Here is a 26,529-nt window from a genome sequence, read left to right as displayed (position 1 = left end):
ATGAAGAAACTTGTTCTGACCGGGGCTGCCGGGCGCTTGGGGTCGTATCTGCGCGAGCCACTCAGCAAGATGTGCGACGAGTTGGTCTCGACCGACCTGTTTGACGATATCGGCACACTCTATCCCGGCGAGCGCTATCAAAAGGCCAATCTGGAAAGCCTGGAGGACATGTCTGCGGTCATCGAGGGCGCGGATATGGTGGTGCATTTCGGGGCCATCGGTGACGAACGCCCGTTCGAGACGCTGCTGGGGCCGAATTTCATCGGGGCCTATAACGTCTGGGAGGCCGCCTATCAGCACAAGGTGCGCCGGGTGGTCTATGCCAGCTCGATTCACGCGGTGGGGATGCATAAAAAGCAGGATTTCATCGGCACCGACGCGCCGCACCGGCCGGATACGTTCTACGGCCTCGCCAAGTGTTTTGCCGAGGATCTGGCATCGCTGTACTGGGACAAGCGCGGGCTGGAGTCGGTCTGTATGCGCATCCTGTCGGCGGCGCAGGTCAACAATCCGCGCGCGCTGGGTTCGTGGCTGTCCTATGATGACCTGATCCACATGGTGACGCGCGCGATTGACACGCCGACCACCGGGTTTACCATCGTTTACGGTGTCTCGAACAACGACCGGGTGCCGGTGGATAACCGTCTGGCCTCGCATCTGGGCTACCGGCCCAAGGACAACGCCGAGCAATTCGCGGCCAAGGTTCTGGCCGAAGCGCCGCCCGCCGACCCGACGGATGCCGGGCAAATGCACCACGGTGGCCCCTTTGCTTCGGTCGCATTGGGGCATAGTGGTGTGGCGACGATGAACATCGTTAACGACAAGAAAGAGATCTGACACGATGGATTATGGCAAATCAGGCGCACCCAAGCGCAAGACCAAAGAACCCCGCAACCCGTACGACAAGCAGGGCAAGACGCCCGACAAGGCCGAGCTGCTGGCCCGCATGAAGGCGGCGGCGGAAAAAGCGAAAGCCGAAAAGTAAGCCAGCCGCGCGCGTCGTGGACGGCGGTGACCTCAGGCGGCAGGGTTCCTCTGTCGCCATGGATAGCTGTTGCGAAAAGGAGAAGTCATGCACAAACCAGTCGCCTTGATCGTCGGTGGAGGCAGCGGAATCGGGGCCGATGCCGCCCGCCAATTGGCCCGGCACGGCTATGACGTCGGCGTCCTGTCCTCGTCGGGCAGGGGCGAGGCGCTGGGCCGTGAGTTGGGGGGGCTGGGCATGACCGGCTCGAACCTCGTCCCCGATGATCTGGCGGCGTTCGTGGCGCGGGCGATGGACCAATTCGGCCGGATCGACGGGGTCGTGAATTGCACGGGGCACGGGCCAAAGGGCGATATCGACGCGATCAGCGACGACGATTGGCACCTGGGCATGGATTACTACCTGCTCAACGTGATCCGCATGACCAAACTGGTGACGCCGATCATGGCCGCGCAGGGTGTCGGCTCGATCGTCAACATCTCGACTTTTGCCGCGTTCGAGCCTGACCCCGATTTCCCCACCTCGGCCGTATTCCGCGCCAGTCTGGCGACCTATGCAAAGCTGTGGTCGACCAAACACGCGGCGGCGGGTCTGCGAATGAACAACGTGCTGCCGGGATTCATCGACAGTCTGCCCGAGAAACCCGACCGAGTCGCGCGGATCCCAACCGGGCGCTATGCCCGGGTCGCGGAGGTGTCGAGCGTCGTGCGTTTCCTGATCTCGGAGGAAAGCAGCTATATGACCGGGCAAAACCTGCGGGTGGATGGCGGTTTGACGGCCTCTGTCTGAGCACCGCGCAAAAAAAAGACCCCGGCACAAGGCCGGGGTATAAAGTTGCATCCAAGCCTTGGGAGCCCGGACGCTGGCGGTAAACTGGAGGATTGTCAGAGCTCCTTGCTCATGTCCGAGCGGATTTGCTGACGTAGAATATCAATCGGGATCAACTGGCCTTCGCGTTTGTATTGCCAATAGGTCCAGCCGTTGCACGAGGGCGCGCCTTCCAGCGCGGCCCCGACCTGATGGATCGAGCCTCGGTGTTTCTCGGAGACGAGCGATCCGTCGACGCGCACTTTGGCCGCCTGGCCGCGCGCGTTGATCAGCACCTCGCCGGGCCGCAGCAGGCCGCGTTCGACCAACTGGCCAAAGGGCACCCGTGGTTCGGCGCGTTTCGAGGTGGTTGTTTCCAGCGCCGAGGCATCCAGCCTGCGCACCTTGGCAAGCCGGGCGGTGGCGGCCTTGCGATAGGCCTCCTCGCGCTCGATGCCGATAAAGTGGCGGCCCAGCATCTTGGCAACAGCGCCGGTGGTGCCGGTGCCAAAGAACGGGTCCAGCACGACGTCGCCTTCGTTGGTCGAGCCAACCAGGACACGATGCAGCAAGGATTCCGGCTTTTGCGTCGGATGGGCCTTGTCGCCTTTGTCGTCTTTCAGGCGCTCATGCCCGGTGCAGATCGGCAGCACCCAATCGCTGCGCATCTGAATCCCCTCGTTCAGGGCCTTCAGCGCCTCGTAATTGAACGTGTATTTCGCGCCCTCGGACTTCGACGCCCAGATCATCGTTTCATGCGCATTCGTCAGGCGCATGCCGCGGAAATTCGGCATCGGGTTGGATTTGCGCCAGATGACGTCATTCAGGATCCAGTAGCCGGCATCCTGCAACGACGCCCCCACGCGGAAGATGTTGTGATAGCTGCCGATCACCCAGATCGCGCCGTTCGGCTTGAGGATGCGGCGCGCAGCCGCCAGCCAATCGCGGGTGAAGCTGTCATAGGCCGCGAAGCTGGAGAATTGATCCCAGTGATCATCCACCGCATCGACCTGAGAATTGTCAGGACGGTGCAAGGACCCCTTCAGCTGAAGGTTATAGGGCGGGTCTGCAAAGATCAGATCGACGCTGCCCTCGGGCAAGCCGTTCATGATCTCAATACAATCGCCCGCAAGAATTTGGTCCAGCGGAAGCGCACGCGCTTCCGGAGCCCGAGTCTTGGTTGCCATGTCTGCCTCAATCGGGCGCCGTTTTTATAAGTCGGTGGCGCTCCGTTATGGCCTAAGATGAGTCAAAGAGGCCAAGAGGTCAATTCCTAATTGAATCAGACCGTTATTTAATTTTCTTAACACAACATCTTGCGCACCGGGGCGAAGCTGGTTCGATGATGTGGGGTGGGTCCAAATTGCGTTAGCGCTGCCAGATGCAGGGGTGTCGGGTAGCCCATGTTGGTTTCCCAGCCGAATTCGGGGTGCAAAATGGCCAAATCGCGCATGATTTGGTCCCGTTCGACCTTGGCGAGGATCGAGGCGGCGGCAATCGACAGGGATTTGGCGTCTCCCTTGATCACCGTTTGCCCCGGCATGGCCATGTCACGGGGCATTCGGTTGCCATCTACAAGGGTAAAAACGGCCATAGGATCAAGGGTTTGCAAGGCTCTCTTCATGGCGAGATGACTGGCTTGCAGGATGTTGATCGCGTCGATTTCGGCGACCGAGGCATGGGCGACGGCCCAGGCGATTGCGCTGGTTTTGATCTCTGCGGCCAGCCGGAGGCGATCCGCTTCGGTCAGGCGCTTGCTGTCGTTGATGCCGGGCGGAATGCGCGCCGGGTCCAGGATGCAGGCGGCGGCGGTCACCGGGCCGCACAGGGGACCGCGGCCAACCTCATCGACGCCGGCGACCAGCGTGTACCCTTGGGCTTGAGCGGCGCGCTCAAGATCGAAATCGGGGGTGATGCGAGGGCTGGGCATAGCGCCTTCAATCATGCGGCACCGCGACCGGCAAGCCGGAAGGGCAGGCCCGAAGGCCTGCCCCGTACCCGGCTGGGGGGCCGGGTTCCGTCCACTGGTACGGCATCACGCGAAAAACAAGCACCGACATTCAAACCACTCGCATCACAATCCATGTAACAGGCATTCGTTAGAAAATCGTTTTGTGGCGCTGTGACACCGAACCAGGAACAGGATCAGCGATCCTGGCCGGGCTGCGTCCAGCGCGGCGGCAACCCGGGGCGCGCGGGCGGCAGATCCCGGCGAATACCGCCGTCGTCACGCGGGCTCGGAAAGCCGCCGTCGGGCGGGTTGCGCCAGCCGTTGTACGGCGGAGAATGCCGGGGCGGGTCAAAATACGGGGGCACATAGCGCGGAGGTGCGTAATACGGCGGGGCATATCGGCCGCCTTCACGGTAATACCCGGCATCCCACAAGCATTCGGCAACATATCCGCGTCGGTTGCGGCCGTTGACCCAAAAGGTGCGCTCGCAGCGGTTGGGCAGGTTGTAATACCCCGCCCGGCTGAGACAGCGGGCGTTGTAAATCTGAATACGCCGATGGTTCACGCGCATGGTTTCCAGGCACGAGTCGGGCAATACCCAGCGGTCGATATAGCGCGGCGTATGGCGGTCATCGACGGCATTGATGATCGCGGCAATGATCACCGCGCCCGCGAGGAAGCGCAGGATATCCTCGGTATCGGCCTTGGCGGGGCGCGCGCTGGCGGTAAGGCCAGCCAGAGCGATGGCAGCGGCACCGACAAGCAGGGTCAACCGACGGGATGTCCGGCGGAACCGCGCACCAGGAGGGGGCATGTGGAGGGTCATTTGATTACCTTTCTTGAAGGAACGCAGGGCAGGCAGCGTCAGGATCGGCCCGTGTCGCCTTGCGGTTGATCCTGTGCCCCTGCTGCGCGTCACGCAATATCGAGGCTTGGTTATCCGATAACCAACCGCCCAAGACCCCGTTTCAAGGGCCTGATATTGCATAGCATCGCGGCATTCGTCATGGTCGGGACAACACAGGAACACGATATGGGCCTTGCCCTGAGAAGGTGAACAGCTATGACCTTGAAAACGATTCTCTGCGCGCTTGGGGCCTCTTTGGTTTTGGCCCTGCCAGCCTCGGCGGAATGCTATGCGGACTATCGCGCGCAGCAAAGCAATCCGGTGCGCTTCCACTATGGCGTCGTGCAACTGCCGGACTCGGTATCGTGCAACGCCGCTGCGGCTGCCAGCTATTTGCAACCCCGTTTGGCACAGAATGGCTGGACCTTGTCCAATGTTTTGTCCACATTCGGACCAGAAGGCCTGGGAGCACGACGCAATAATGCCGGACAATATTATCTCCGCTTCTGACCTCACGCGCGGCGGCTCGCGCGCGATCCTGCTTGGCCTGGCCGCAATCGTCGCAATTCTGGCGTTGGCGGCCGTCTTGCTGTTCATCAACCTGCCGGACACGAACGCCTATAATGCGCGCGTGCAGCAGATATTCACCGAGAACGCGGATCTGACCGATGCGGCGGCGCTGCGCTTGCTGGAGATCCTGGGCCAATCCGGCACGACGTTTTCCGAGGTTCTGATCAGCTACCGGATGGTGATTTTCGTGCTGATGGTGTTCGGCACGGCGTTGCTGATCACGGCGCTGGTGCTGGTGATTGCCCTGATCGCGCTGAACCGAAAGTTGGCCGTGGTGCAAAAGGCCGGGATTCAGGTGTCATCGCTGGTGATCAGCCGGGCCGAGCGCAAGGTTTACCTGAATGATCTGGAGTTGAACCTGACCGAAGCCGCCGTGGAAACGCTGGCCGTGCTGGCCGAGGCGCGCATGGATGGCGATATGCTGACCGGGGCGCAGCTGGAATCGGTGATTTCGGGACGCCGTGAACCCGATTGCGAGGAGGCCGCGGGGGCCACGCGCATCAAGCGGTTGCGCGATTCCCTGGGCAACCAGATTGTCTCGGAACTTCTGGTGCGCAACATCGCGCGGCAGGGCTATATGTTGACGGTGGAAAAAGACGTCATCCGCATGATCTGAGATCGGCGCGAGGAGGGCGTGGCCCCCCTCGCGTCTGGGTCATTCGGCGGCTTTCACCATCGCTGCGGCCTGGGCCAACCCCTCAAGATGATCGGCAATCGCGGCGGCAATCAGCGCTTTGTTGTCAACCGGAGTCACCCCGTCAGACCGCACCATCAGCGCGCGTTGCTCGGTGCCGCGCGTGTCCTCGCCGCGTGTGGCGACCACCAGACTGGCGCGGTCCAAGCGTTTCGAGGCGACGCGGATCAGCTCCTCTTCGCTGACCCCTTCAAGGTATTTGAAGGCAATGGCATGCATCGCGCCGCCCGCGTTCATCGCCAGGTCGATGACTTTCTCGGTCGGCTCCAGATCCAGCAACAGCGAGGATTGCCCGGACGATATCTTGCCACTGATCGCCTGTTTTGGCCGGTAATCGGCCACCCCCGCCGAAAAGATCCCCGCCCACAGGCCTGATTTTGCACGCGCAACGACCGTGTCGCGATACTCGTCAAAGGTGCGGGTGATGGTGATCGGCATGGGCGTCTTGGGTCGCCACGCCCCATCGCCCAGGATCAACTCGGCCTCGGCGCCGCGCCAGGTCAGTTCCTCGGCGATGCGTGCGCCCAACCGACCGCGGAAGCGATTGACGATGCGCCGCACGCCATCAATCGGCACCGGCGTCGGCCCTGCGGTCACCATGATCGCCCGCCCCTTGAGCGCCGAGTCGCTGAGCGCACGCCCAACCGCAATGCACAGCGTCTCGGTGTCGGGCAGGTTGTGCTTGCCATAGGCATCGCGCGGCCGGATCAGGTGCACGCCCTGCGCCGCCAATCGGCGCGCGTTGTCCACCAATTGCGCGTTGTGCATCGTGCCGTGCATGGTCGGCGCGACCAGCACCTGTGTTTGCCCGCGCTCCATTCGGCCCAGCGCCGAAATCAACGTCGAGGTGACCACCGTATCGCCGATACCCTGCGCCATTTTCGCAATCGTCGAATGCGTGGCGGGGGCAACGAGATAGGTGTCGAAGGGAGCGGCGTCGCTCAGGTGTTCGGCCTTCCAGGTGAGGCCCGTCACCACCGGCCCCAGGGTCGCCCATTCCAGCGCCTCGCGCGCGACGTAGCGCAGCGCATCCTCGCTGGCGAAGGCCGTGACATGGGCCCCGTGCCGCCGCAAGCCGCGTGCGATTTCTGGCGCTTTCATCGCCGCAATGCCACCCGTGACCAGCAGCGCGATCCGCCGGCCCGACAACCTGTCGGACGCGCGCGGTACATCGTGATCGCCCATCCCGGACAGGGTGGGCGCCGAAAAATCCCAATCGTAAAGGCTCATGCGCGTGCTTCTCCGCTTTTTGACTCGGACAGTAACGCCACTTTGCCCCATTGCAAATGCGCCCCGCGGGCACGGTCCATGCGGGTGTTCAGGGCCTCGAAATGGCGCGGCAGAAAGCGGCTGCGTTTGCCCATTTCCTCGGCGATGCTGTCAACGGCTGCGATATCGAACAGGTTGGCGTGCTGGATTTCCAGCGCCGGGATATAGGGCGAGCCCTCGGTCAGGACGGGGTCTTCGCGATGCGCCATCCAGGGGAACATTTCCAGGAAAATGCGGTAGCTGGCGACGTCATAGGACGAATCCGCGCCATGCCAGGCCCCGTTCAGCTTTACCGCCGCGAAATAGTGTTTGACGGTGGGGCGCTGCAACGCCAGCCAGCCGGTCGGCATCAGCTTGCCCAACACGCTGGTGGACATCGGGATCTCGACGTAACCGGCCTCAAGCCCGGCGGCGCGCATCAGCGCAACCTGAAGGTTGGTCTTGGTGGTGCACATGCCAACGCCGCGCGCCAGCGTGTCGGAGGCGCGCTCTTGCCATGTGCCAAACCGATACGGGAACCCATGCACGAATTTCAGCACGGCCTCGGCGGTGGCCGCAGGTGTCGTGCGTCGCAGACGTGCGGCACGGCGGCGGATTTCCGGGTGATCGACATCGCACAGGGTTTGCGGTTCTGGCAGGGCGGCCGGGGGCGTTGCGTCGCGTTCGGCCGCATCGGCGGCGATCAGGGCATGAACCATCGATTTGCGCAGCGGCTGGTTTTCGGATTTGATCCATCCCGCATCGGCCAGATCCAGCGACCAGACACGCGCGGGCTGATCAAGCGCGGTCAGGGTTTGACCGCGGGTTTCGAAATGATTGCCCGGACCAAACCAGTCCTTTTGACCGGTCAGTCGGCCGTCCAGCACCACATGCAATGGGTGCGCGCCGAGTTCGGGCAGTGCCTCGCCGGGTGCCAGTTGCGTCACCGCGCCCTGCGCAAAGGTCGCATCGGTTTCGGTGTCAAGATACAATCCAAGAGTTGAATCGGCGAAGAGTTCCAGCAATTCTGGGTTGAGCCGGTTTGCAGCGATAGTTTTCATTGTGTCCCCCAAGGTGAAAAAAACGGTAATTGGTGCCGACCCTCCCCAAGCAGGCAGCTTTTGGGATCGCGCACTGTTTCAGGTTAGCGCCTGAACTCACGCTAAAGAAGAGCTTTGTTTCCAAAAGAACAACAATGTAGCGAGTGTTGGTTTTGGGAAACGCTTGCAAAACCGCAGCTTTCCGTCGCGTCGCATTGTCCGGGTGCCAAGAATAAAGCTTGAAACAAAACCGTCATGCGGCAATCCTGCGGACAGGCATCCGATATTGGCCGGCACCGGCGGAAAACGACGGGTCAGGAGGGTGCCGGTCTGGGAGGACCATCAATGGAATTTTTTCAACTGCTGTTGAGCGGGCTCGCCAACGGCTGCGTATACGGGCTTGTGGCACTGGGATTTGTGCTGATCTACAAAGCCACCGAAGCGGTGAATTTCGCGCAAGGCGATTTCATGATGCTGGGCGCGTTCGTTATGATCGGGCTGGTCAACCCGCAGTTCTGGGGTCTGAATTTCTGGCTTGCGGTGCCAATCGCGATGCTGATCATGGGGGCGCTGGGCTATCTTCTGGATCTGCTGGTCCTGCGGCACATGTTCGGCCAGAGCCAGATCGCCGTGATCATCCTGACCATTGCGCTGGGCTTCGTGATCCGCTTTGTCGCGGGGCTGATCTGGGGTCACGAGCCGTTGAGCCTGCATTCGCCGCTGGCTTTTGGTGATTTCCGGCTGGGTGATGTGGTGATCAGTCTGGCCGATGTGTCGGTGATCGTGGTCACGCTGCTGATGACGCTGGGCCTGTGGCAGTTCTTTCAGCGCACCAAGCTGGGGCTGGCGATGCAGGCGGCCAGCCAGAACCAGATGGCGGCCTATTACATGGGCATTCCGGTGAAGCGTGTGCAGGGCGCGGTTTGGGCGCTGGCGGGGGTTGTGGCCTGTGTGGCCGGCATTCTCTACGCTTCGAAAGGGACGCTGGATATTTCCTCGGGGTTCATCGGCATCAAGGCCTTTGCCGCCGCCGTGATCGGTGGGTTCGGCAGCCTGCCCGGCGCGCTGATGGGGGGCATTATCGTTGGTGTCATCGAGCCCTTTGCCTCGCGCTATCTTCCGGCTGGCTATAGCCAGATCGCCCCCTATGCCCTGTTGATCATCGTGCTGGTATTCCGCCCGCATGGTCTGTTCGCGCAGGTCCGTGTGAAAAAGGTCTGAGCCCATGAGATTTCATTTCAAGACCTCGTATGATCAGGACATCCGGCTGTTCCCCGACTGGTGGAATTTCGCGCTCTATGCCGCGCTGTTGCTGGTCTTGATGGCGATGCCCTGGGTGATCGACAGCTTCTTTCTGGGCGAGATGACCAACGTGTTGATCTGGGCGGTGGCCGGGTTGGGCCTGATGCTGCTGACCGGGCAAACGGGTCAGGTCAGTCTGGGGCATTCGGCCTTCATGGCGCTGGGCTGCTACACCACGGTGAACCTGATGGAAACCGGGATGCCGTTTCTGGTGGCGTTCCTGCTGGCCGGGGCGATTACCGGCATCATCGGCGCGATCATCGCCATTCCCGCGCTGAAACTGCACGGCGTCTACCTGTCGATCGCAACCCTGGCGCTGGCGATCCTGGCGGATGATTTCATCGTGATCCTCGATCATTGGACCGGCGGCGTGAACGGCTATTTCGCGCCCGAGATCTGGATTTTCGGCATCGAGGTGAACCGCTGGGTCAACCCGGCGGCGTGGTATTATCTGGCGCTGGGCACGGCATTGTTTGTCACGCTGATCTACCGCAACCTGCTGCGCTCGCCCATGGGCCGGGCCTTTGCTGCCGTGCGCGACAGCGAGATTTCCGCGCAGGCGATGGGCGTTGACGTGGCGCGCACCAAGACGATTGCCTTTGGTCTGTCTTGCGCCTTTGCCGGGATGGGCGGCGCGTTGATGGGTCTGTTTGCGGGGGCGTTCAACAATGAAACCTTCAACTTCCTGATCTCGATCCAGTTGCTGATGATGATCATCATCGGTGGCCTCGGGTTCATCCACGGCGCGTTTCTGGGGGCCATTGTCATTGCCTTCCTGCCGCAGCTTTTGTCGATGAGCACCGATTTCATGGGCTCCTCGTCGATCCCGGGTCTGGAAACCGGCGTGTTCGGCATGATCCTGATCGCGTTCATCCTGTTCGAGCCGATGGGCCTGTATGGGCGATGGCTCAAGGTGCGAACCTGGCTGCAACTGTTCCCCTTTGCCCGGCGTGACATGTTCAAACGGCAGAAAACCTATCTGAAGACGGAGCGCCTGAGATGAGCCTCCTGGAGCTGAAAAACGTAACGCTGAAATTCGGCGGTGTGACGGCGGTGAACAACCTGTCGATGTCGGTCAATGAGGGCGAGGTGTTCGCGCTGGTCGGGCCGAATGGTGCGGGCAAATCGACCGTGTTCAACATGATCAGCCGGTTCTACAAGCCGTTTCACGGGTCGATCACCTTTGACGGGCAGAATCTGCTGACGCAAAAACCGCATGAGGTCTCCAGCCACGGCATCGCGCGCACATTCCAGAACATCGAGTTGTTCGAACGGGCAACGGTGCTGCAAAACCTGCTGGTCGGGCGGCATCGGCATCGCAAGACCATGCTGCTTGAGGAAATGTTCTTTATCGGCCGGGTGCGCGCGCAGGAACGTGAGCACCGCAAGGCGGTTGAGGACGTGATCGATTTTCTTGACCTGCAAGCCTACCGCGACAAGCATATCGCGGGGCTGCCCTATGGCGTGCGCAAGGTGGTGGAGCTGGCGCGCGCGCTGGCGACCAAGCCGCGCTTGCTGCTGCTGGATGAGCCCGCCTCGGGTCTGTCGGTCGAGGAAACGCAGGATATGCGCTGGTGGATCGAGGATATTCGCCGCCAGATGGGGATCACTGTGTTGATGGTCGAGCATGACATGGGGCTGGTCGGCAAGGTCTGCGACCGGGTTCTGGCCTTGGCCGATGGTGCGGAACTGGCGCAGGGCACTCCCGCCGAGGTGCAGGCGCATCCGGCGGTGATCGAGGCCTATCTGGGCACCGCCGCCATCTCGAAAACCGCGAACGCCAAGGGAGAGCGGGTATGAGCGCGCTTCTGGAAGTCCGCAATCTTGAGACATTCTACGGCCCGATCATGGCGATCCGCGGCGTGTCGCTGGAGGTTCACAAGGGGCAGGTGGTCACGGTTCTGGGCGCGAATGGTGCCGGCAAGACGACCCTGCTGAAAACCATTTCCGGCATCATGGACCCGGAAAAGGGCCAGATCGTCTTTGAGGGCGAGGAGATTCAGGGCAAGGAGCCGCATCATATCGTGCGGCGCGGCATCGTGCAGGTGCCCGAGGGCCGCGAGGTGTTCCCGCTGCTCACGGTCGAGGAAAATCTGGCGCTGGGGGCCTATACCCGCAGCGACAAGGCCGGGATCGCCCGTGACCGCGACATGGTGTTCACCTATTTCCCGATCCTTGCCGAGCGCCGCGCGCAGGAGGCGGGCACTCTGTCCGGCGGTCAGCAACAGATGCTGGCGATTGGTCGCGGCCTGATGGTTGCACCCAAGATCATGCTGCTCGATGAGCCCAGCCTGGGCCTGTCGCCGTTGTTGACGCAGGAGATTTTCGAGATCCTGCGGCGCTTGAACACCGATGAGGGCGTGACCATGATGCTGGTCGAGCAAAACGCCGCCGTGGCGCTGGATCTGGCGGATCGGGGCTATGTGATGGAACTGGGCCGCATCGTGATGGCCGACACCGCCGAAAACCTGTCCGCCTCTGAAGATATCCAGAGCTTTTATCTGGGTCATGCCAATGAGGGCGCGCGCGGCGAGAGACGCTGGAAAAAGAGAAAGACGTGGCGATGAACGCTTTGGCCGAAAAGACGCTGAAAGGGGTTCGCATCAACGCCGAGCCGGGCCAGCGCCCGGTGCGGATCGACGGGCACACCACGGTTCCGGCCCTTTTGCGCGCCCGCTGCCGCGAGAATGGCGATGCCGTGGCGCATCGGGAGAAAGACCTTGGCATCTGGCAGGCCTATTCGTGGAACGACTATCTGACCCACGCGCGGCTGATCGGCATGGGGCTGCGCGCGCTGGGGCTGAAACGCGGCGATGTGTTGAGCATCCTGTCCGAGGACAACAAGGAATGGATGTATTGCGACATGGCGGCGCAATGCATGGGGGCGATCTCGTCCGGGGTCTACACCACCGACAGCGCCAGCCAATTGGCCTATCTGGTCAATGACAGCCAGACCAAGTTCCTGTTCGTCGAGAACGAGGAGCAGTTGGACAAGTTCCTTGAGGTCGAGGACCAGATGCCCAGTCTGGTGAAGGTCATCATCTTTGATCCCGAAGGCTTGCACGATTTCGACAACGACAAATGCATGTTCCTGTCGGACCTCTATGACCTAGGCCGCGCGCATGACGACGAGGCCGTGTTCAACGCCGAAATCGACGCGGTGCAGGCCAGCGATGTCGGCGTGCTGATCTATACCTCGGGCACCACGGGCCAGCCCAAGGGCGTGATGCTGACGCAGGAAAACATCATCGCCGGGATGGAAACCAGCCTCTATGGGCTGGGGTTTGACAAGCGCGCGGAACAGCTTTGCTTCCTGCCGCTGTGCCATATTCTTGAGCGGATCGTGTCGCTGTACACGCCGCTGGTGGTCTCGACGACGGTGAATTTTGCCGAAAGCCCGGAAACCGTGTTCGACAACCTGCGTGAGGTCTCGCCGCATGGGTTTGTGGCGGTGCCGCGCGTCTGGGAAAAGGTCTATTCCCGCGTTCTGATCCTGGCGCAGGAATCCACCGCGATCGGGCGCTGGGCCTTTGCGCAGGCGATGAAGGCCGGGCAGGCGCGGGCCGTCTACACGATGGAGGGCAAGGACGTGCCCGGCGGCATCGCCCTGCGCTACAAGGTCTGGGATTTTCTGGTGCTCTCCAACCTGCGGCGCATGTTGGGCATGGACCGCATCGAACGCGGCCTGACCGGCGCCGCGCCGATCTCGCCCGAGTTGCTGAAGTGGTATCATGCCATCGGCGTGCCGCTGTTCGAGGGGTTCGGCATGTCCGAGACCACCGGCGTGGCGACGATCAACCTGCCGGAGGCGAACAAGAATGGCTCGGTCGGGCAGCCCAGCCCCGGCGTGCAGGTGCGGATCGGCGACGGCGGGGAAATCCAGATCAAGGGGTTGAACGTCTTTGGCGGCTATCTGAACAAGCCCGAGAAAACCGCCGAGGCCTTTACCGAGGACGGCTGGCTGCGCACCGGCGACGTCGGGCGGCTGGACAACGAGGGATTTGTCACCATCACCGGCCGGATCAAGGACATCATCATCACGGCGGGCGGCAAGAACATCACCCCGGCCGAGATCGAGAGCCGCCTGAAATTCAGCCATTACATCAGCGACGCGGTGGTGATCGGCGACAAGCGCAAATATCTGACCTGTCTGGTGATGATCGACCAGGAAAACGTCGAGAAATTCGCGCAGGATCACAAGATACCCTTCAGCGATTTCCGCAGCCTGTGCCGCGCGCCCGAAGTGGTGGCGCTGATCCAGAAAGAGGTCGATGCGGTCAACAAGGAATTCGCGCAGGTCGAGCAGATCAAGAAATTCCGGCTGATCGACGTGCTCTTGACCGCCGAGGATGAAGAACTGACCGCGACGATGAAATTGAAACGAGCCACTGTGGAAAAACGCCACAGCGCTCTGATTGATGCTATGTACTAAACAGGGCCCAAGGCTCACAATGGGGAGGATACCATGAAACATACCAAGACCCTTCTGGCCGCAGCCGCTGCGGCAACCCTTGCGGTCGGCGCCAGCGCCCAGACCCGCGGTGTCACCGACACCGAAATCCGTATCGGCGGCGTGCACGACCTGTCCGGCGTGTTCGCGGCGGTTTCCACGCCCGCGGTTGCCGGTGCGAACCTCTATTTCGACATGGTCAATGAAAATGGCGGCGTGCATGGCCGTCGCATCAACTATCTGACCGAGGATCACGGCTATCAACTGCCGCGCGCCACGCAGGCCTATAACAAGCTGATCGAGCGTGACGAAGTGTTTGCGATGCTGTTGAACCTCGGCACGCCGCACAATCTGGCGCATTACCCACTGATGGAGCGTCGCGGCGTTCCGAACGTGGCCCCGTTGACCGCCGCGCGGGCAATCCTGCCAGAGCCGCCCTTGATGAACTTCTCGTCGTTCTCCAGCTATTACGATCAGATCGCGGCGGGCATCGAGTATCTTCAGGGTGAAACCGGCGCGACCACCGTGTGCTCCATGTATCTGCCGACCGACTTTGGCGAAGAGATCGCCCTGTCGTCGCATGAAACGGCAGAGCGTCTGGGCATGTCGTTTGGCGATGAAACCACGCACCGCCCGGATGATCAGGACTTCGTCGGCGCAGTCAGCCGTCTGCGCGCCGCTGAATGTGACATCGTGACCTTGGCGTTGGGCGTTCGTGCCAGCATCACCGTTGTCGGCACCGCCAAGCAATTGGGCTGGGATGACGTGAGCTTCCTCGTCTCGTCGGCGGGTTTCCTTGAGCCGGTCGCGATGGTTCCGGGTGGGGTGACCGATGGTCTTTATGCGGCCTCTGGCTGGCAGGATCTGCGCGCCCGCGCAACCGAAGAGGCCCCGGCCGCCTTCATCGCCGCCTTCGAGGCGCGGTATGGTCAACCGGCCAGCGGTTTCGCCATGCTCGGCTATACCGCCGCAGAGCAGATGGTGATGGCGCTTGAGGCCGCGGGCCCCGATCTGACGACCGAAGGGTTCATCGCCGGCATGGAATCGCTGGATTATGATGATGCGCTTTTGGGCACGCATATCAACTTCTCGGCGACCGATCACCAAGGCGCGAATGACATCTTCATCAGCCAGGTTTCTGGTGGCCAGTGGAATACACTGGTCCGCATCGACGGCGACGAGATGTAAGATCCTCGATCCCGCGACACAGGAAAAGGGGCCGCAATTGCGGCCCCTTTTTTGCGGTCTTGATCCGGTGGCTTATTCCGCCGGCATCGCCGAGGCCTCGACCACCAGGGGGTGCTTGAGGTGGACCAGCATCTCTTTCGGGCAAATCTGCACGAAATTCGCCTTTTCCACATCCCAACGGCGCAGGATCTCGGCGGCCTTCTCGCTGCCGGTTTCCGCCACATGACGCTCCAGCAGTGATTTGAGCTGGGCCTCCCAGTGGTCAACCGTCACCGGACAGGTCACCAGCGTCTCCATGTTCATCATGTTGGCCGCCAAACCGTCCGGGTCATAGATATAGGCCATCCCCCCGGTCATGCCCGCGCCAAAGTTCGCGCCGATCGACCCCAGGATCACGGCGACTCCGCCGGTCATGTATTCGCACCCGTTCGAGCCGCAGCCCTCGATCACCACCGTCGCGCCTGAGTTTCGCACCGCGAAACGCTCGCCGGCACGGCCCGCTGCAAACAGCATCCCGGCGGTTGCGCCATAAAGCACCGTGTTGCCGATGATCGTGTTTTCCGAGGCCGTCAACGGTGACGACATGCGCGGCCGCACGACGATCAACCCGCCCGACAGGCCCTTGCCGACATAGTCATTGGCATCGCCGTAAACCTCCAGCTTGAGGCCACGCACCGCGAAAGCGCCCAGCGATTGCCCGGCGCTGCCCGCCAGCTTGACCGTCAGGTGATCGGACATCAGCGCGTTGTTCATGCCGAATTCCTTGACGATATGGCTTGAGGCGCGGGTGCCCACGGTGCGGTGCGTGTTGCGCACGGCGTAGGACAGTTGCATCTTTTCACCCTCGCCAAAGAAGCGCGCCGCATCGCGGATGATCTCGCTGTCCAGCGTGTCCGGCACGGCATTGCGCGGCTTGTCGCGGTCGTAGCGGATGTTGCGCGTGCCATCGACGGTGATCAGCAGCGGGTTCAGATCGAGGTCATCGAGATGGGCCGAGCCACGGCTGACCTGCGCCAACAGATCGGCGCGACCGATGATCTCGTCGATGGAGCGTGCGCCCAATGAGGCGAGGATCTCGCGCACTTCCTGCGCGTAGAAGGTCATCAGATTGACCACCTTATCCGCGTTGCCGGTGAACTTTTTGCGCAGCGCGTCGTCTTGGGTGCAGACGCCGACCGGGCAGGTGTTCGACTGGCACTGACGCACCATGATGCAGCCCATCGCAATCAGCGCGGCGGTGCCGATGCCGTATTCCTCGGCCCCCAGCATCGCGGCAATCACGATGTCGCGCCCGGTGCGCAGCCCGCCGTCGGTGCGCAGCGTCACGCGGTCGCGCAGGTTGTTCATCGCCAGCACCTGATGCGCCTCGGTCAGGCCCATTTCCCACGGCAGGCCCGCGTATTTGATCGAGGTGCCGGGGGATGCGCCGGTGCCGCCATTGTGGCCCGAGATCAGGATGATATCCGCCTTGGCCTTGGCGACGCCCGCCGCAATGGTGCCGACGCCCGAGGACGCCACCAGTTTCACGGTGACCTTGGCTTTCGGGTTGATCTGCTTGAGGTCGTAGATCAACTGCGCCAAGTCTTCGATCGAATAGATATCGTGGTGCGGCGGCGGCGAGATCAGCGTCACGCCGGGGGTCGAGTGGCGCAGCTTGGCGATCAGCGCGGTCACTTTCATGCCGGGCAACTGGCCGCCCTCGCCGGGCTTGGCACCCTGCGCGACCTTGATTTCCAATTCCTCGCAGGCCAGCAGGTATTCCGCCGTCACACCAAACCGCCCAGAGGCCACTTGCTTGATCTTGGCGCTGGCGTTGTCGCCATTGGGTTCGGGCGTGAAGTCATCGGGGCTTTCGCCGCCCTCGCCGCTGTCCGATTTCGCGCCGATCCGGTTCATGGCAATCGACAAGGTGCGATGCGCCTCGGGTGACAGCGCGCCCAGCGACATGCCCGGCGTCACGAAGCGCTTGCGGATCGCGGTGATCGATTTCGACCTCTTCCAGCGGGATCGCCCGGCCCATGGGTTTGAAATCGAGCAGATCGCGCAGGTGAATCGGCGGATTGGCCTGCATTGCCGCCGAATATCTGCGCCACATATCATAGCTGGCATTGTCGCAGGCCGATTGCAGCAGATGCATGGTCTGCGCTTCCCAGGCATGTTTCTCGCCCGACCGCCGTGCCTTGTAGAACCCGCCGACGGGCAGGGGGCTGACGGTGCTGCGCCAGCCTTTGGCGTGGATCTGCTCCAGTTTGCGCTGGATCCCGTGCAGGCCGATGCCCGAGATACGGCTGTGCATGCCGGGGAAATACTCGGCGACCAGCGCACGGCTCAATCCGACGGCCTCAAAATTCAGGCCACCGCGATACGACGAGATCACCGAAATGCCCATCTTGGACATGATCTTGAGCAAGCCCGCATCCACCGCATCGCGATAGCGCAGCATGGCCTCCATCAGGCTGGCATCCAGCAGGCCACGATCAATCCGGTCGGCCAGCGTGTCTTGGGCCAGATAGGCGTTCACCGTGGTCGCGCCGCAGCCGATCAGCACGGCAAAATAATGCGGATCAATGCATTCCGCCGAGCGCACGTTGACCGAGGTAAAGGTGCGCAGCCCCTTGCGCGTCAGCCAGGAATGCACGGCGCTGGTGGCCAGGATCATCGGCATCGCCACGCGATCCGGGCCTTGATGTTCGTCGGTCAGAACCAGATGCCCGGAACCAGAGCGCACCGCATCTTCGGCAGCGGCGCGGATACGCTCCAACCCCTGACGCAGCCCGTCCTCCCCACTATTGACGTCATAGGTGCAATCGACAAAGGTCACGCTGTCGCTGAATTGCGCGACCATGACCTTGAATTCCTCATTCGCCAGAAACGGGCTTTCCAGCACCAGGATTTCCGTTTGCGCGCTGCTTTCGTCCAGCACGTTCTTCAGGTTTCCGAACCGGGTTTTCAGGCTCATCACCCGGCTTTCGCGCAGGCTGTCAATTGGTGGGTTGGTGACTTGACTGAAGTTCTGGCGGAAGAAATGGCTCAGCGGGCGATAGAGCTTTGACAGCACCGCCGAGGGCGTATCATCCCCCATCGAGGCGATCATCTCCTTGCCGTCCTCGGCCATCGGCACCAGGATTTGCTCGATTTCCTCGACCGAGTATCCGGCGGCGATCTGACGACGGCGCAAGTCTTCGCCGCTGTGCATCGCATATTCCGGCAGCGCGATCAGCGTGCTGTTGAGGTTCACGACCTTCTCGATCCACTCGCTGAACGGCTGCGCGGCCGCAAGCCGATCCTTCATCGCCGCGTCGTGGTACAGTTTGCCCTCGACCATATCGACCGCGATCATCTGCCCCGGCCCCAGCGCGCCTTTTTCGCGCACCGCCAGTTCGTCAATCGGCACCATGCCCGCCTCGGACCCTGCAATCAGCAGCCCGTCGCCAGTCACCACATAGCGCATCGGCCGCAAGCCGTTGCGGTCCAATCCGGCGCAGACCCAGCGGCCATCGGTCATCGCAAGGGCGGCGGGGCCATCCCAGGGCTCCATCACGGCGTTGCAATAGGCGTACATGTCCTGCCACGCTTGCGGCAGCTCGACGGTGATCTTTGACCAGGCCTCGGGGACCAGCATGGTCTTGGCCATTGGCGCGATGCGCCCGCCGCGCACCAGCACCTCGAACACCGCATCCAGCGCGCCCGAGTCCGACGTGCCCGCCGGGATGATCGGCTTGATGTCGTCGGCCATGTCGCCAAAGGCGGAAGAGGCCATGCGGATCTCGTGGCTGCGCATCCAGTTGACGTTGCCCTTGAGCGTGTTGATCTCGCCGTTATGGGCCAGCATGCGGAACGGCTGCGCCAACCACCATTGCGGGAACGTGTTGGTGCTATAGCGCTGGTGATAGATCGCAAAGGCCGACACAAAGGCCGGGTCCATCAGGTCGGGGTAGAACACGGCGACCTGTTCGGCCAGCATCATGCCCTTGTAGATCACCGAGCGGCAGGACAGCGAACACAGGTACAACCCCTGAATTTGCGCGGCGGCGGCGGCTTTCTCGATCCGGCGGCGAATGACGTACAGCTCGCGCTCAAAGGTCTCCTCGTCGGTGCCTTTGGTGTTCTTGATCAGGATTTGTTCGATCTCGGGCCGGGTCGCATTGGCCTTTTCGCCCAGCACCGAGGTATCGACCGGCACATGCCGCCAGCCATAGATATAATAGCCCATGCGCAGCACTTCGGATTCAACGATGGTGCGGCAGCGTTCCTGCGCGCCAAAATCGGTGCGCGGCAAGAACACCTGACCGACGGCAATCAGCGCGTTCATGTCGGGCTCATGGCCGGTGCGGCGGATCTGTTCGTAAAAGAACGGCACCGGGATCTGCACATGAATGCCCGCGCCGTCGCCGGTCTTGCCATCGGCATCCACGGCACCGCGGTGCCATATCGCTTTCAGCGCGTTGATCCCGCTTTCGACAACCTGACGGCTGGGTTTGCCGTTGATCGACACCACAAGGCCGACACCGCACGAGGAATGCTCATCCTCCTCGCGATACAGGCCCTGTTCGGCCATCCAGGCGCGCTTGGCTTCCTCGGCGGCAACCCAATTTTCATCATAGTTGGTCATGCTAGGTTTTCCTTATCCGAGGGTCCGAATTTCTGAGAGGTCGGTTGCGCATCAAATTGTCTTGCGTCGGTTTTCATCCGCTTACTCCGCCGCAAGGCTGGCGGGTTGCGCCAGATAGTCGAGCATCGCTTCTGCCGCGTCGCGTCCGTCGCGGATCGCCCAGACCACCAGCGACGCGCCGCGCACAATGTCGCCCACGGCGAACACGCCCGGCAAGCTGGACATATGCGTGGTGTGATCGCAGCGGATCGTGCCCCAGCGCGTCACCGCCAGTTCCGGCGTGTTCCACAGGGTCGGCAGGGCTTCGGGCTCGAATCCCAGCGCCTTGATCACCAGTTCGGCGGGCTCGACGTAATCCGCGCCCTCGATCAATTCCGGTGCGCGACGGCCCGAGGCATCCGGCACGCCCAAGCGCATTTTCTGCACCAGAACGCCGTCAACCGCCGTGTCGCCCGTGAACCCGGCGGGGGCGGTGAGCCAGACGAAATCCACGCCTTCTTCCTCGGCGTTTTGCACTTCGCGTTGCGAACCGGGCATGTTCTCGCGGTCGCGGCGATACAGCAGTTTCACGCTGACCGCACCCTGACGGACCGCCGTACGCACGCAATCCATCGCCGTGTCGCCGCCGCCGATGACGACCACGCGTTTGCCCTCGGCATTCAGCGCACCCGAGTCATACTCGGGCACATCATCGCCAAAGCCCTGGCGGTTCGAGGTGGTCAGATAGTCGATCGCCTTGACGATGCCCGGCAGGTCGGAACCCGGTGCCTCCAGATCGCGCGACTTGTAGACGCCGGTGGCAATCAGCACCGCGTCATGCTTGCCGCGAATCGCGTCAAAGCTGATGTCCTCGCCCACCGTGCAGTTCAGCACGAATTGCACGCCGCTTTGCTCAAGCTGCTCGATCCGGCGCATGACGACGGGTTTCTCCAATTTGAACCCGGGAATGCCATAGGTCAGCAAGCCGCCCGCGCGATCATAACGGTCATAGACCGTGACCTGCACACCGGCGCGCCGCAGATGATCCGCCGCCGCCAGACCGCCCGGCCCCGCGCCGATGATGCCCACGGATTCGGGGCGTTCCTGCATCGGCGTGACCGGCAGGACCCAGCCCTGTTCCCAGGCGCTATCGGTGATGTATTTCTCGACCGCGCCGATGGTGACGGTGCCGTGGCCCGCTTGCTCGATCACACAATTGCCTTCGCACAGACGATCCTGCGGGCAGATGCGGCCGCAGATTTCCGGAAAGGTGTTGGTGGCCTGCGACATCTCATAGGCCTCTTGCAGGCGGCCTTCGGCGGTCAGCTTCAACCAATCGGGGATGTTGTTGTGCAAGGGGCAATGCGTCTGGCAATAGGGCACGCCGCACTGGCTGCACCGGCTGGCTTGCTCGGCGGCTTTTTCCGCTGCGTATTCGCGGTAAATCTCGTCGAAATCCTCACGGCGGTCGTCGGCGGCCCGTTTGGTGGGCATTTCCTTCGATTTCGTGACGAATTGAAGCATACGCTGCGTTGCCATGACTGGACCCTCTCAAAGTGCTTTGCCGGAATACTCTGCCTCGAACGTCAATAAAAGTCAGCAAGGCTTACCTATAAGCAGTTTTTTTTCCGACTTTTGCCAGCGCGCAGTGAATCCTCACGCATAATGGGTAACTTATGCTTACCCAATATTCACATTTCGGAGCATTGGAAAAGAGGCTACCTTAGCCGAGTTTTCAATCTGGACCCTTGCAATGACCTTGTTTCACCTCCTGATTTTGGCGCTCATTCAAGGTATTACCGAGTTTCTGCCGGTCTCGTCCTCGGCGCATTTGATCTTGTTTCCGGAATTGACCGGACTGCAGGACCAAGGCGTCGTCATTGACGTCGCCGTGCATGTCGGAACCCTGTTTGCCGTCATGCTGTTTTTCCGCGCCGACGTGATGCTGGTGCTGCGCGGCATTCCAGACCTCCTCCGCGGGCGATTCGATTCGCCCGGTGCGCGGATGGCGCTGCTTTTGTTCGTGGCCACGATCCCGGTGATGGTGGTTGGCCTGGTGTTGAAAGAGACCGGCCTGATCGACAAAATGCGCAACATCACCGTCATTGGTTGGGCGATGCTGCTGTTCGGGATCGTTCTGTATGTCGCCGACAAGCGCGGGGCCGAGCGGCGGCAGGCCGAAGGCTGGACCTTGCGCGACGCGATTCTGTTGGGTCTGTGGCAAGCCGTGGCGCTGATCCCCGGCACATCGCGCTCTGGTATCACCATTACCGGCGCGCGGTTCCTGGGGTTCGAGCGTACCGACGCGGCGCGCCTGTCGATGTTGATGTCGATTCCGACCATCATGGCCACCGGCGGCCTGACCGCGCTGGACCTGATCGGCAACACCAATGGACAAGCCGCAATCGACGGGGCGATCGCGGCTGTATTGGCGTTTCTCTCGGCACTATTGGCGCTGAGTCTGATGATGCGCTTGCTGAAATCCGTCAGTTTCACGCCCTATGTGATCTATCGGATCATCCTGGGCGTTGTGCTGCTGGGCCTCGCTTATTCCTGACCGCGCATGGTTTGCGTGGCTTCGCGCATTGCCAGAAACTGCCCGGTCGGGCGGTAAACCCACAGATACTGCGGCAAGATCATCTGCATCGGCGTCGGGTCGATCCCCAACTCGGCAAACCCCTTGGCGCCGTCCGACACAACCGTGTCACGGCTCAGGCTTTTGATCTGATCCAGAGTTAGGAGGCTGTTGGTGAACAGGCCCGCCGTCAGGAACTGCGCAATGTTCAGGACGCGCGCGGTCAGGCGCGCCAAGACGCCGGGCATGTCGATGATCACGCGCTTGCGGCGAATCTCGGCCAGCATCATTTCCATCAGGCCGCGGAAGCTGTCGGTATCCGGACCGCCCAATTCATAAGTGCCTGCCTCGACCAAACCCTGCGCGGCGTTGGCGGCGGCCAGGGCGACATCGTCAACATAGACCGGCTGAAACCGCGACTGCCCGCCGGTGATCGGCAACACGGGCGAGAACTGAACCATCTTGGCGAAGCGATTGAAGAACCCGTCTTCGCTGCCGAAAATGATCGAGGGGCGCAGGATCACCGCGGACGGGAATGCGGCCAGCACCGCCGCCTCTCCCTCGCCTTTGGTGCGGGCATAGGCAATCTCGGAGTCTGCATCCGCGCCGATGGCCGAAATATGGACCAGATTCGTCACACCGGCTTCTGCGGCGATCCGCGCGACTCGGCCGGCACCCTTGGATTGAATGGCGTCAAAGGTGTTCTTTCCGCCCTCAAGCAAGATCCCGGTGCAGTTCACCACGGCATCGGCGCCGTTGATCACGGCGCGTACAGAGCCCTCATCGCGGATATTGCACAAAACCGGCTCAACCTGACCGACGGTGCCATAGGTGCGAACATACATGTGTTCATTGGGGCGCCGCGTCGCAACGCGCACGCGCCACCCAGCCAGAGCCATCCGCCGCGCGACATAGCGCCCGACAAAGCCCGAGCCGCCCATGATCGTGACCAGTTTCGTCATATCGCCCTCCGAGAGTGCACCGCATTGCGCCCTCTCAATACCCTCGCACCCCAAAACGGACAAGTCAAAACCAACCGTCGGGCAAATCTCGGGATCGGGCGCGAGGTCGTCATTTTGTTGATCTTGTGTCGATTTTTATGCGACCCCCGTTGACAGTTCCGAACCGCAAGGCTAATCACCCGCTCACGCACCCTGCCCAGGTGGCGGAATGGTAGACGCGCTAGCTTCAGGTGCTAGTTTCCGCAAGGAAGTGGAGGTTCGAGTCCTCTCCTGGGCACCATAACCCCGCCTCCAAAGGCAAGCGAATCCATAAAAATATGGTTATCCGAGAGCTTCGGCTATTGAAGATGCCTAGGGGCGGATGATCGTCGCCTGCGCCGTCACGGAATTCTGCCGGTCTTGAACGAAATCGGCGGGACATGCCACGACAAGAGCAGCCGAGGCGCGTGACCGCTTCGGAAGATCGCGATGTTGAGCATCGGGCCGCAGCAACAGTGGCATGATTTTCGCCGGGTTAGAGGGGTGCCCTCGGCAACTGGTGAAGGCCAGGTAGTCTGTTCTGGATATGGTGTCCCGTGCAACGACGCAGCACGACCATGTGGTCGAGAACGGCCTCAGCCAAGCAACACGGCGAGAAGCAGCCCCCGAAAAGCTGAAGGGAGCGTGGGCAGCCACGACACCCTCTGGCCAACCTTGTGACGGTCACCGCCTTCATCAACTGACCGTTAATCCGTGAAGGTAGTGTGAAAACGTCAGCCATCTGGGCACGAAGCCTGATAGCCTGAACTCTTGGCCAAGAAGACCCTGAATCAGACGAACTTGGAAAAGCTCGCCGCGCTGGTGATGAACCTCGTGCAAGGCAGCGCCGCGCTTCAGCGCCGGGCGCGGATGGAGCTGAGTGCCGCGCAAGGCCCCAAAGACGTGGCCGCCGATCTGCGCAAGCGCTTTGCCTCGCTGCGCCGCTCAACCAGTTATGTGGACTGGCAAAAGCAACGCGCTTTGGTCAAGGATCTCAACGGCCTGCTATCAATGATCGACACGGTGATAACACCACAAGACCCGCTTGAGGGTTTCGAGTTGCTCTGGTCTTTCCTGCTGCTGGCCCCGTCGATTTATGAGCGCACGGACGATAGCAACGGCGTGATCGGCGATGTTTTTGGCGAGGCCGTGGACAGGATCGAGCACCTGTCCCCCAAGATCAGCCTTGACGCCAAATCTCTGGCCGAGCGCATTCTCGAGGCGGTGACCGATGCCGGCTATGGCGAATTCGACGGCATCATCCCGGCCACCGCGGATGCCTTGGGCGCTGAGGGGCTGGAGCATCTCAAGACGATCACCAAGGCTTGGGAAGCCGCCCCGCCAAGCGCGCAGGACCTGGAGCGCTATCGGGGTTACGGGCTTTCTTCCGCGCCCGAGGACGCTGTGCTGCGCAACAAGCAGCTGACATCCTCGATCATCCTTGCGGATGTGGCCGACGCCCAAGGCGACGTTGACGCCTATATGGCGCGCTATTCGGCCGAGCAATTGACCTATGGCACCATTGCCCCCGACGTCGCGCGCCGCTTGCTGGACGCGGATCGTGTCGACGAGGCTTACAAGATCATCATGGGTGCAAAGGCCGCCGAGGACGGAAAACCGTTCCGCATGTTCCGCCACGATCTCGATGCCGTCTACGAGGAGTGCCTTGAACGGCTGGGCAAGACGGATGACCTGAAGGCCCATCTGTGGGACAGTTTCGCGCAAACAAAGAGCTGCCAGCGGTTCGAGAAGTGCCGTTGATCGTCCGACCCTATCGGTCAGCGTGGAACGGTGCGGGTCGACCTTGTCACGGGCATAGATTTCAGACTGGCGATAGCGCGGGAGGTGATCACAATACTTGCCGACCAGAACATGGGCCAACAGGCCGGGACCCGGACGCCCGCGGGTGATCGGGCGTGAGGGCCGTTCGGCCTGAGCAAACACGTCACAACAGGTGCATGGCAAGGCCGTATGTTTCGCGCATTCCATTGCATCGAGATCAATGCGCCATGCCTGGAAACAGCAGACGTGAGGCTGAGAGCAGAACAGCCCGTGCAAGGCTCGCCGGTTGCTTTCGCCGGTCGATTCTGACACACAGTCGTCGCACCGATTGCGACGTGCGTTTTTCCAAGCTGCGATTTTCAGGACATCGAACGTGGACACAAACGAGTCAGACCCGCGCGCGGAAGCCCGTGCCGACCTTTGCCCCGACGGTCGTATTTCCCGGTCCACGCAGGATCGGGATGGGCATCTTGTTGTTGATCTCGAAAACTACGTCCCGCATCTGTTGTCGGCGGTGAACAACACCCTCTCTCGGGGTGCGTCCCAAGAGTATCTCGACCGGTTCGATATCGGCATCGTGGAATGGCGTGTCATGTCGATGCTGGCGATCGAACCCCGCATCCAGGCCACGCAGATCTGCGAGATCATCAAGATCGACAAGGGTGCGGCCAGTCGCGCCCTGTCACGGCTCGATGAGAAAGGCCTTGTCGAGCACGAGGTCCTTGCGTCGGACCCCCGCAAACGGATCTGGTGGCTCAGTAAATCCGGGCTGGAGTTGCACGAGACGATTCTGCAACTCGCCTTGGGCCGCGAACGGCGCTTGATCACGGGAATCGATCCGCGCGATCTTGAGGCGTTCTTGCGCGCAATCCGGATCATGACCCGCAACGTCGAGGCGATGCGATAATCAAAACAGAAGAACAACAAGGCCTTGCCCGGACAGCCTGCATGCGGTGCCCTTGGTGTTTTGGGTTGATGTCACAAGTTGACATATCAACACGATATGTTGCGCTGGAGTCATTGAAATTGGGAGGTTCCGATGACATTCAAGGCATTCACCCGCGCCGCGCTTGCCGGCGCGCTTCTGGTCGCTGGCAGTTCGGCTGTTGCGCAGACGGTTCTGCGCCTGGCAGACTTCCTTCCGCCGCAACATCCTTATCAAACCGAGGTTTACGGCCGGATGGGCGAGATGACCGCCGACCAGCAGGCCGCGTTCGATCGCATCGGTCGTGAAATCGCGACCATCGCCAACGGCGTCCAACTGACAGGCACCGCGCGCGGCGAGCAGATGTTCCGCGAGATGGAGGGCCGCGAGTGGATCGACCTGACGCCCGAAGCGGCGGCAGAGTTCAACGCGGCCTCGGCCTCGGTGATCGAACAAGTCGTCGCGGCTCTGGAAGCCGAAGGGCGACCGGCACGCGCCTTTGTCGACGCATTGCAGAACTGATCGCGATGCACGATCAATCCCAGGATCGGCCGTCATCGCGCTGGCCGGTTTGATATCTGGCTGGCAACCGT

The 26,529-nt window shown here is 61.7% G+C and carries 22 protein-coding genes, 1 tRNA gene and 2 pseudogenes; 16 read left to right on the top strand and 9 right to left on the bottom strand.

From position 1 onward, the window contains the following. The 3 genes from VDQ28_RS06035 (at position 1) to VDQ28_RS06025 (ending at position 1,774) form a co-directional block, all read left to right on the top strand. On the top strand, positions 1–837 hold the full coding sequence (locus VDQ28_RS06035) for an NAD(P)-dependent oxidoreductase (protein WP_323035072.1): 837 nt from the start codon (positions 1–3) through the stop codon (positions 835–837). 4 nt (positions 838–841) lie between these two features. Next, positions 842–985: a hypothetical protein gene (locus tag VDQ28_RS06030; RefSeq protein ID WP_323035071.1), complete on the top strand. Its 144-nt coding sequence runs from the start codon at positions 842–844 to the stop codon at positions 983–985. A gap of 87 nt (positions 986–1,072) precedes the next feature. Next, positions 1,073–1,774, top strand: a complete 702-nt coding sequence (locus VDQ28_RS06025) for an SDR family oxidoreductase (protein ID WP_323035070.1) — start codon at positions 1,073–1,075, stop codon at positions 1,772–1,774. Between the two features lie 95 nt (positions 1,775–1,869). On the opposite strand, the gene VDQ28_RS06020 is transcribed toward VDQ28_RS06025, so the two are convergent. The 3 genes from VDQ28_RS06020 to VDQ28_RS06010 form a co-directional block, all read right to left on the bottom strand. Next, positions 1,870–2,979, bottom strand: coding sequence for a site-specific DNA-methyltransferase (locus tag VDQ28_RS06020; protein WP_323035069.1), 1,110 nt, complete (start codon positions 2,977–2,979; stop codon positions 1,870–1,872). Between the two features lie 116 nt (positions 2,980–3,095). Beyond that, positions 3,096–3,722, bottom strand: a complete 627-nt coding sequence (locus VDQ28_RS06015; protein WP_323035068.1) for a ribonuclease HII — start codon at positions 3,720–3,722, stop codon at positions 3,096–3,098. 215 nt (positions 3,723–3,937) lie between these two features. Further along, positions 3,938–4,558 carry a hypothetical protein gene (locus tag VDQ28_RS06010; RefSeq protein ID WP_323035067.1) on the bottom strand — a complete coding sequence of 207 codons (621 nt, stop codon included), beginning with the start codon at positions 4,556–4,558 and terminating at the stop codon, positions 3,938–3,940. A 249-nt stretch (positions 4,559–4,807) separates the two neighbouring features. Between VDQ28_RS06010 and VDQ28_RS06005 the strand changes: the two genes are divergently transcribed. Together VDQ28_RS06005 and VDQ28_RS06000 are read left to right on the top strand one after the other, a co-directional pair. Next, on the top strand, positions 4,808–5,101 hold the full coding sequence (locus VDQ28_RS06005) for a hypothetical protein (protein ID WP_323035066.1): 294 nt from the start codon (positions 4,808–4,810) through the stop codon (positions 5,099–5,101). Beyond that, complete coding sequence (locus tag VDQ28_RS06000) at positions 5,073–5,777, top strand: hypothetical protein (protein WP_323035065.1); 705 nt, start codon at positions 5,073–5,075, stop codon at positions 5,775–5,777. The genes VDQ28_RS06005 and VDQ28_RS06000 overlap by 29 nt, the downstream gene beginning before the upstream one ends. Before the next feature lie 39 nt (positions 5,778–5,816). On the opposite strand, the gene VDQ28_RS05995 is transcribed toward VDQ28_RS06000, so the two are convergent. Further along, on the bottom strand, positions 5,817–7,085 hold the full coding sequence (locus VDQ28_RS05995) for a phosphopantothenoylcysteine decarboxylase (RefSeq protein ID WP_323035064.1): 1,269 nt from the start codon (positions 7,083–7,085) through the stop codon (positions 5,817–5,819). Beyond that, positions 7,082–8,164, bottom strand: coding sequence for a transglutaminase family protein (locus VDQ28_RS05990; protein WP_323035063.1), 1,083 nt, complete (start codon positions 8,162–8,164; stop codon positions 7,082–7,084). Before VDQ28_RS05990 ends, VDQ28_RS05995 begins: the two co-directional genes overlap by 4 nt. Before the next feature lie 324 nt (positions 8,165–8,488). On the opposite strand from VDQ28_RS05990, the gene VDQ28_RS05985 reads away from it, so the two are divergent. Genes VDQ28_RS05985 through VDQ28_RS05960 form a run of 6 tightly spaced genes read left to right on the top strand, consistent with a single transcriptional unit; the run spans position 8,489 to position 15,083 of the window. Then, a complete protein-coding gene (locus VDQ28_RS05985; RefSeq protein WP_323035062.1) occupies positions 8,489–9,364 on the top strand; it encodes a branched-chain amino acid ABC transporter permease in 876 nt (291 codons plus the stop codon). A 4-nt stretch (positions 9,365–9,368) separates the two neighbouring features. After that, the gene (locus VDQ28_RS05980) at positions 9,369–10,448 is read left to right on the top strand and encodes a branched-chain amino acid ABC transporter permease (protein ID WP_323035061.1); all 1,080 of its coding nucleotides are present in this window, start codon (positions 9,369–9,371) and stop codon (positions 10,446–10,448) included. Next, positions 10,445–11,245 carry an ABC transporter ATP-binding protein gene (locus VDQ28_RS05975; protein WP_323035060.1) on the top strand — a complete coding sequence of 267 codons (801 nt, stop codon included), beginning with the start codon at positions 10,445–10,447 and terminating at the stop codon, positions 11,243–11,245. The genes VDQ28_RS05980 and VDQ28_RS05975 overlap by 4 nt, the downstream gene beginning before the upstream one ends. Then, complete coding sequence (locus VDQ28_RS05970) at positions 11,242–12,012, top strand: ABC transporter ATP-binding protein (protein ID WP_323035059.1); 771 nt, start codon at positions 11,242–11,244, stop codon at positions 12,010–12,012. Before VDQ28_RS05975 ends, VDQ28_RS05970 begins: the two co-directional genes overlap by 4 nt. Beyond that, complete coding sequence (locus VDQ28_RS05965; protein ID WP_323038072.1) at positions 12,009–13,877, top strand: long-chain fatty acid--CoA ligase; 1,869 nt, start codon at positions 12,009–12,011, stop codon at positions 13,875–13,877. Before VDQ28_RS05970 ends, VDQ28_RS05965 begins: the two co-directional genes overlap by 4 nt. Positions 13,878–13,910: 33 nt before the next feature. Continuing rightward, on the top strand, positions 13,911–15,083 hold the full coding sequence (locus VDQ28_RS05960) for an ABC transporter substrate-binding protein (RefSeq protein ID WP_323035058.1): 1,173 nt from the start codon (positions 13,911–13,913) through the stop codon (positions 15,081–15,083). 72 nt (positions 15,084–15,155) lie between these two features. On the opposite strand, the pseudogene gltB reads toward VDQ28_RS05960, so the two are convergent. Next, positions 15,156–19,695, bottom strand: a pseudogene (gene gltB, locus VDQ28_RS05955) (glutamate synthase large subunit). 81 nt (positions 19,696–19,776) lie between these two features. After that, positions 19,777–21,213, bottom strand: coding sequence for an NAD(P)-dependent oxidoreductase (locus tag VDQ28_RS05950; RefSeq protein ID WP_323035057.1), 1,437 nt, complete (start codon positions 21,211–21,213; stop codon positions 19,777–19,779). A 214-nt stretch (positions 21,214–21,427) separates the two neighbouring features. Between VDQ28_RS05950 and VDQ28_RS05945 the strand changes: the two genes are divergently transcribed. Beyond that, on the top strand, positions 21,428–22,231 hold the full coding sequence (locus VDQ28_RS05945; RefSeq protein WP_323035056.1) for an undecaprenyl-diphosphate phosphatase: 804 nt from the start codon (positions 21,428–21,430) through the stop codon (positions 22,229–22,231). On the opposite strand, the gene VDQ28_RS05940 is transcribed toward VDQ28_RS05945, so the two are convergent. Beyond that, complete coding sequence (locus tag VDQ28_RS05940; RefSeq protein WP_323035055.1) at positions 22,222–23,211, bottom strand: complex I NDUFA9 subunit family protein; 990 nt, start codon at positions 23,209–23,211, stop codon at positions 22,222–22,224. The two genes, VDQ28_RS05945 and VDQ28_RS05940, sit on opposite strands and share 10 nt — an antisense overlap. Positions 23,212–23,405: 194 nt before the next feature. Here VDQ28_RS05940 and VDQ28_RS05935 point away from each other — a divergent pair. Together VDQ28_RS05935 and VDQ28_RS05930 are read left to right on the top strand one after the other, a co-directional pair. Then, positions 23,406–23,491: transfer RNA gene (locus VDQ28_RS05935), tRNA-Leu, on the top strand. Positions 23,492–24,000: 509 nt separating this feature from the next. Further along, on the top strand, positions 24,001–24,990 hold the full coding sequence (locus VDQ28_RS05930; RefSeq protein ID WP_323035054.1) for a DUF6880 family protein: 990 nt from the start codon (positions 24,001–24,003) through the stop codon (positions 24,988–24,990). Here the strand turns inward: VDQ28_RS05930 and VDQ28_RS05925 are convergent. Then, positions 24,967–25,194, bottom strand: a pseudogene (locus tag VDQ28_RS05925) (IS66 family transposase); the annotation flags it as partial. The gene VDQ28_RS05930 and the pseudogene VDQ28_RS05925 overlap by 24 nt on opposite strands. Positions 25,195–25,384: 190 nt before the next feature. On the opposite strand from VDQ28_RS05925, the gene VDQ28_RS05920 reads away from it, so the two are divergent. Both VDQ28_RS05920 and VDQ28_RS05915 read left to right on the top strand, forming a co-directional pair. Next, on the top strand, positions 25,385–25,918 hold the full coding sequence (locus VDQ28_RS05920; protein ID WP_323035053.1) for a MarR family winged helix-turn-helix transcriptional regulator: 534 nt from the start codon (positions 25,385–25,387) through the stop codon (positions 25,916–25,918). 132 nt (positions 25,919–26,050) lie between these two features. Beyond that, entirely contained in the window at positions 26,051–26,458 is a 408-nt protein-coding gene (locus tag VDQ28_RS05915; protein ID WP_323035052.1) for a hypothetical protein, read from the top strand. Positions 26,459–26,529 lie beyond the last annotated feature (71 nt).

This window comes from Pararhodobacter sp. (assembly GCF_034676545.1).
GTDB lineage: Bacteria > Pseudomonadota > Alphaproteobacteria > Rhodobacterales > Rhodobacteraceae > Pararhodobacter.
Note: the sequence above shows the minus strand (reverse complement) of the source record. Positions and strands in the feature narration are given on the sequence as shown.

Excerpts from the sequence above, each read along its gene's own strand:
- VDQ28_RS05965 (WP_323038072.1), top strand. The coding sequence starts at position 12,009 with ATGAACGCTTTGGCCGAAAAGACGCTGAAAGGGGTTCGCATCAACGCC.
- VDQ28_RS06000 (WP_323035065.1), top strand. The coding sequence starts at position 5,073 with ATGCCGGACAATATTATCTCCGCTTCTGACCTCACGCGCGGCGGCTCG.
- VDQ28_RS06025 (WP_323035070.1), top strand. The coding sequence starts at position 1,073 with ATGCACAAACCAGTCGCCTTGATCGTCGGTGGAGGCAGCGGAATCGGG.
- VDQ28_RS05970 (WP_323035059.1), top strand. The coding sequence starts at position 11,242 with ATGAGCGCGCTTCTGGAAGTCCGCAATCTTGAGACATTCTACGGCCCG.
- VDQ28_RS05975 (WP_323035060.1), top strand. The coding sequence starts at position 10,445 with ATGAGCCTCCTGGAGCTGAAAAACGTAACGCTGAAATTCGGCGGTGTG.
- VDQ28_RS05940 (WP_323035055.1), bottom strand. The coding sequence starts at position 23,211 with ATGACGAAACTGGTCACGATCATGGGCGGCTCGGGCTTTGTCGGGCGC.
- VDQ28_RS06005 (WP_323035066.1), top strand. The coding sequence starts at position 4,808 with ATGACCTTGAAAACGATTCTCTGCGCGCTTGGGGCCTCTTTGGTTTTG.
- VDQ28_RS05985 (WP_323035062.1), top strand. The coding sequence starts at position 8,489 with ATGGAATTTTTTCAACTGCTGTTGAGCGGGCTCGCCAACGGCTGCGTA.
- VDQ28_RS05915 (WP_323035052.1), top strand. The coding sequence starts at position 26,051 with ATGACATTCAAGGCATTCACCCGCGCCGCGCTTGCCGGCGCGCTTCTG.
- VDQ28_RS05950 (WP_323035057.1), bottom strand. The coding sequence starts at position 21,213 with ATGGCAACGCAGCGTATGCTTCAATTCGTCACGAAATCGAAGGAAATG.
- VDQ28_RS05990 (WP_323035063.1), bottom strand. The coding sequence starts at position 8,164 with ATGAAAACTATCGCTGCAAACCGGCTCAACCCAGAATTGCTGGAACTC.
- VDQ28_RS06020 (WP_323035069.1), bottom strand. The coding sequence starts at position 2,979 with ATGGCAACCAAGACTCGGGCTCCGGAAGCGCGTGCGCTTCCGCTGGAC.
- VDQ28_RS05980 (WP_323035061.1), top strand. The coding sequence starts at position 9,369 with ATGAGATTTCATTTCAAGACCTCGTATGATCAGGACATCCGGCTGTTC.
- VDQ28_RS05960 (WP_323035058.1), top strand. The coding sequence starts at position 13,911 with ATGAAACATACCAAGACCCTTCTGGCCGCAGCCGCTGCGGCAACCCTT.
- VDQ28_RS05995 (WP_323035064.1), bottom strand. The coding sequence starts at position 7,085 with ATGAGCCTTTACGATTGGGATTTTTCGGCGCCCACCCTGTCCGGGATG.
- VDQ28_RS05945 (WP_323035056.1), top strand. The coding sequence starts at position 21,428 with ATGACCTTGTTTCACCTCCTGATTTTGGCGCTCATTCAAGGTATTACC.
- VDQ28_RS06010 (WP_323035067.1), bottom strand. The coding sequence starts at position 4,558 with ATGCCCCCTCCTGGTGCGCGGTTCCGCCGGACATCCCGTCGGTTGACC.
- VDQ28_RS06035 (WP_323035072.1), top strand. The coding sequence starts at position 1 with ATGAAGAAACTTGTTCTGACCGGGGCTGCCGGGCGCTTGGGGTCGTAT.
- VDQ28_RS06030 (WP_323035071.1), top strand. The coding sequence starts at position 842 with ATGGATTATGGCAAATCAGGCGCACCCAAGCGCAAGACCAAAGAACCC.
- VDQ28_RS06015 (WP_323035068.1), bottom strand. The coding sequence starts at position 3,722 with ATGCCCAGCCCTCGCATCACCCCCGATTTCGATCTTGAGCGCGCCGCT.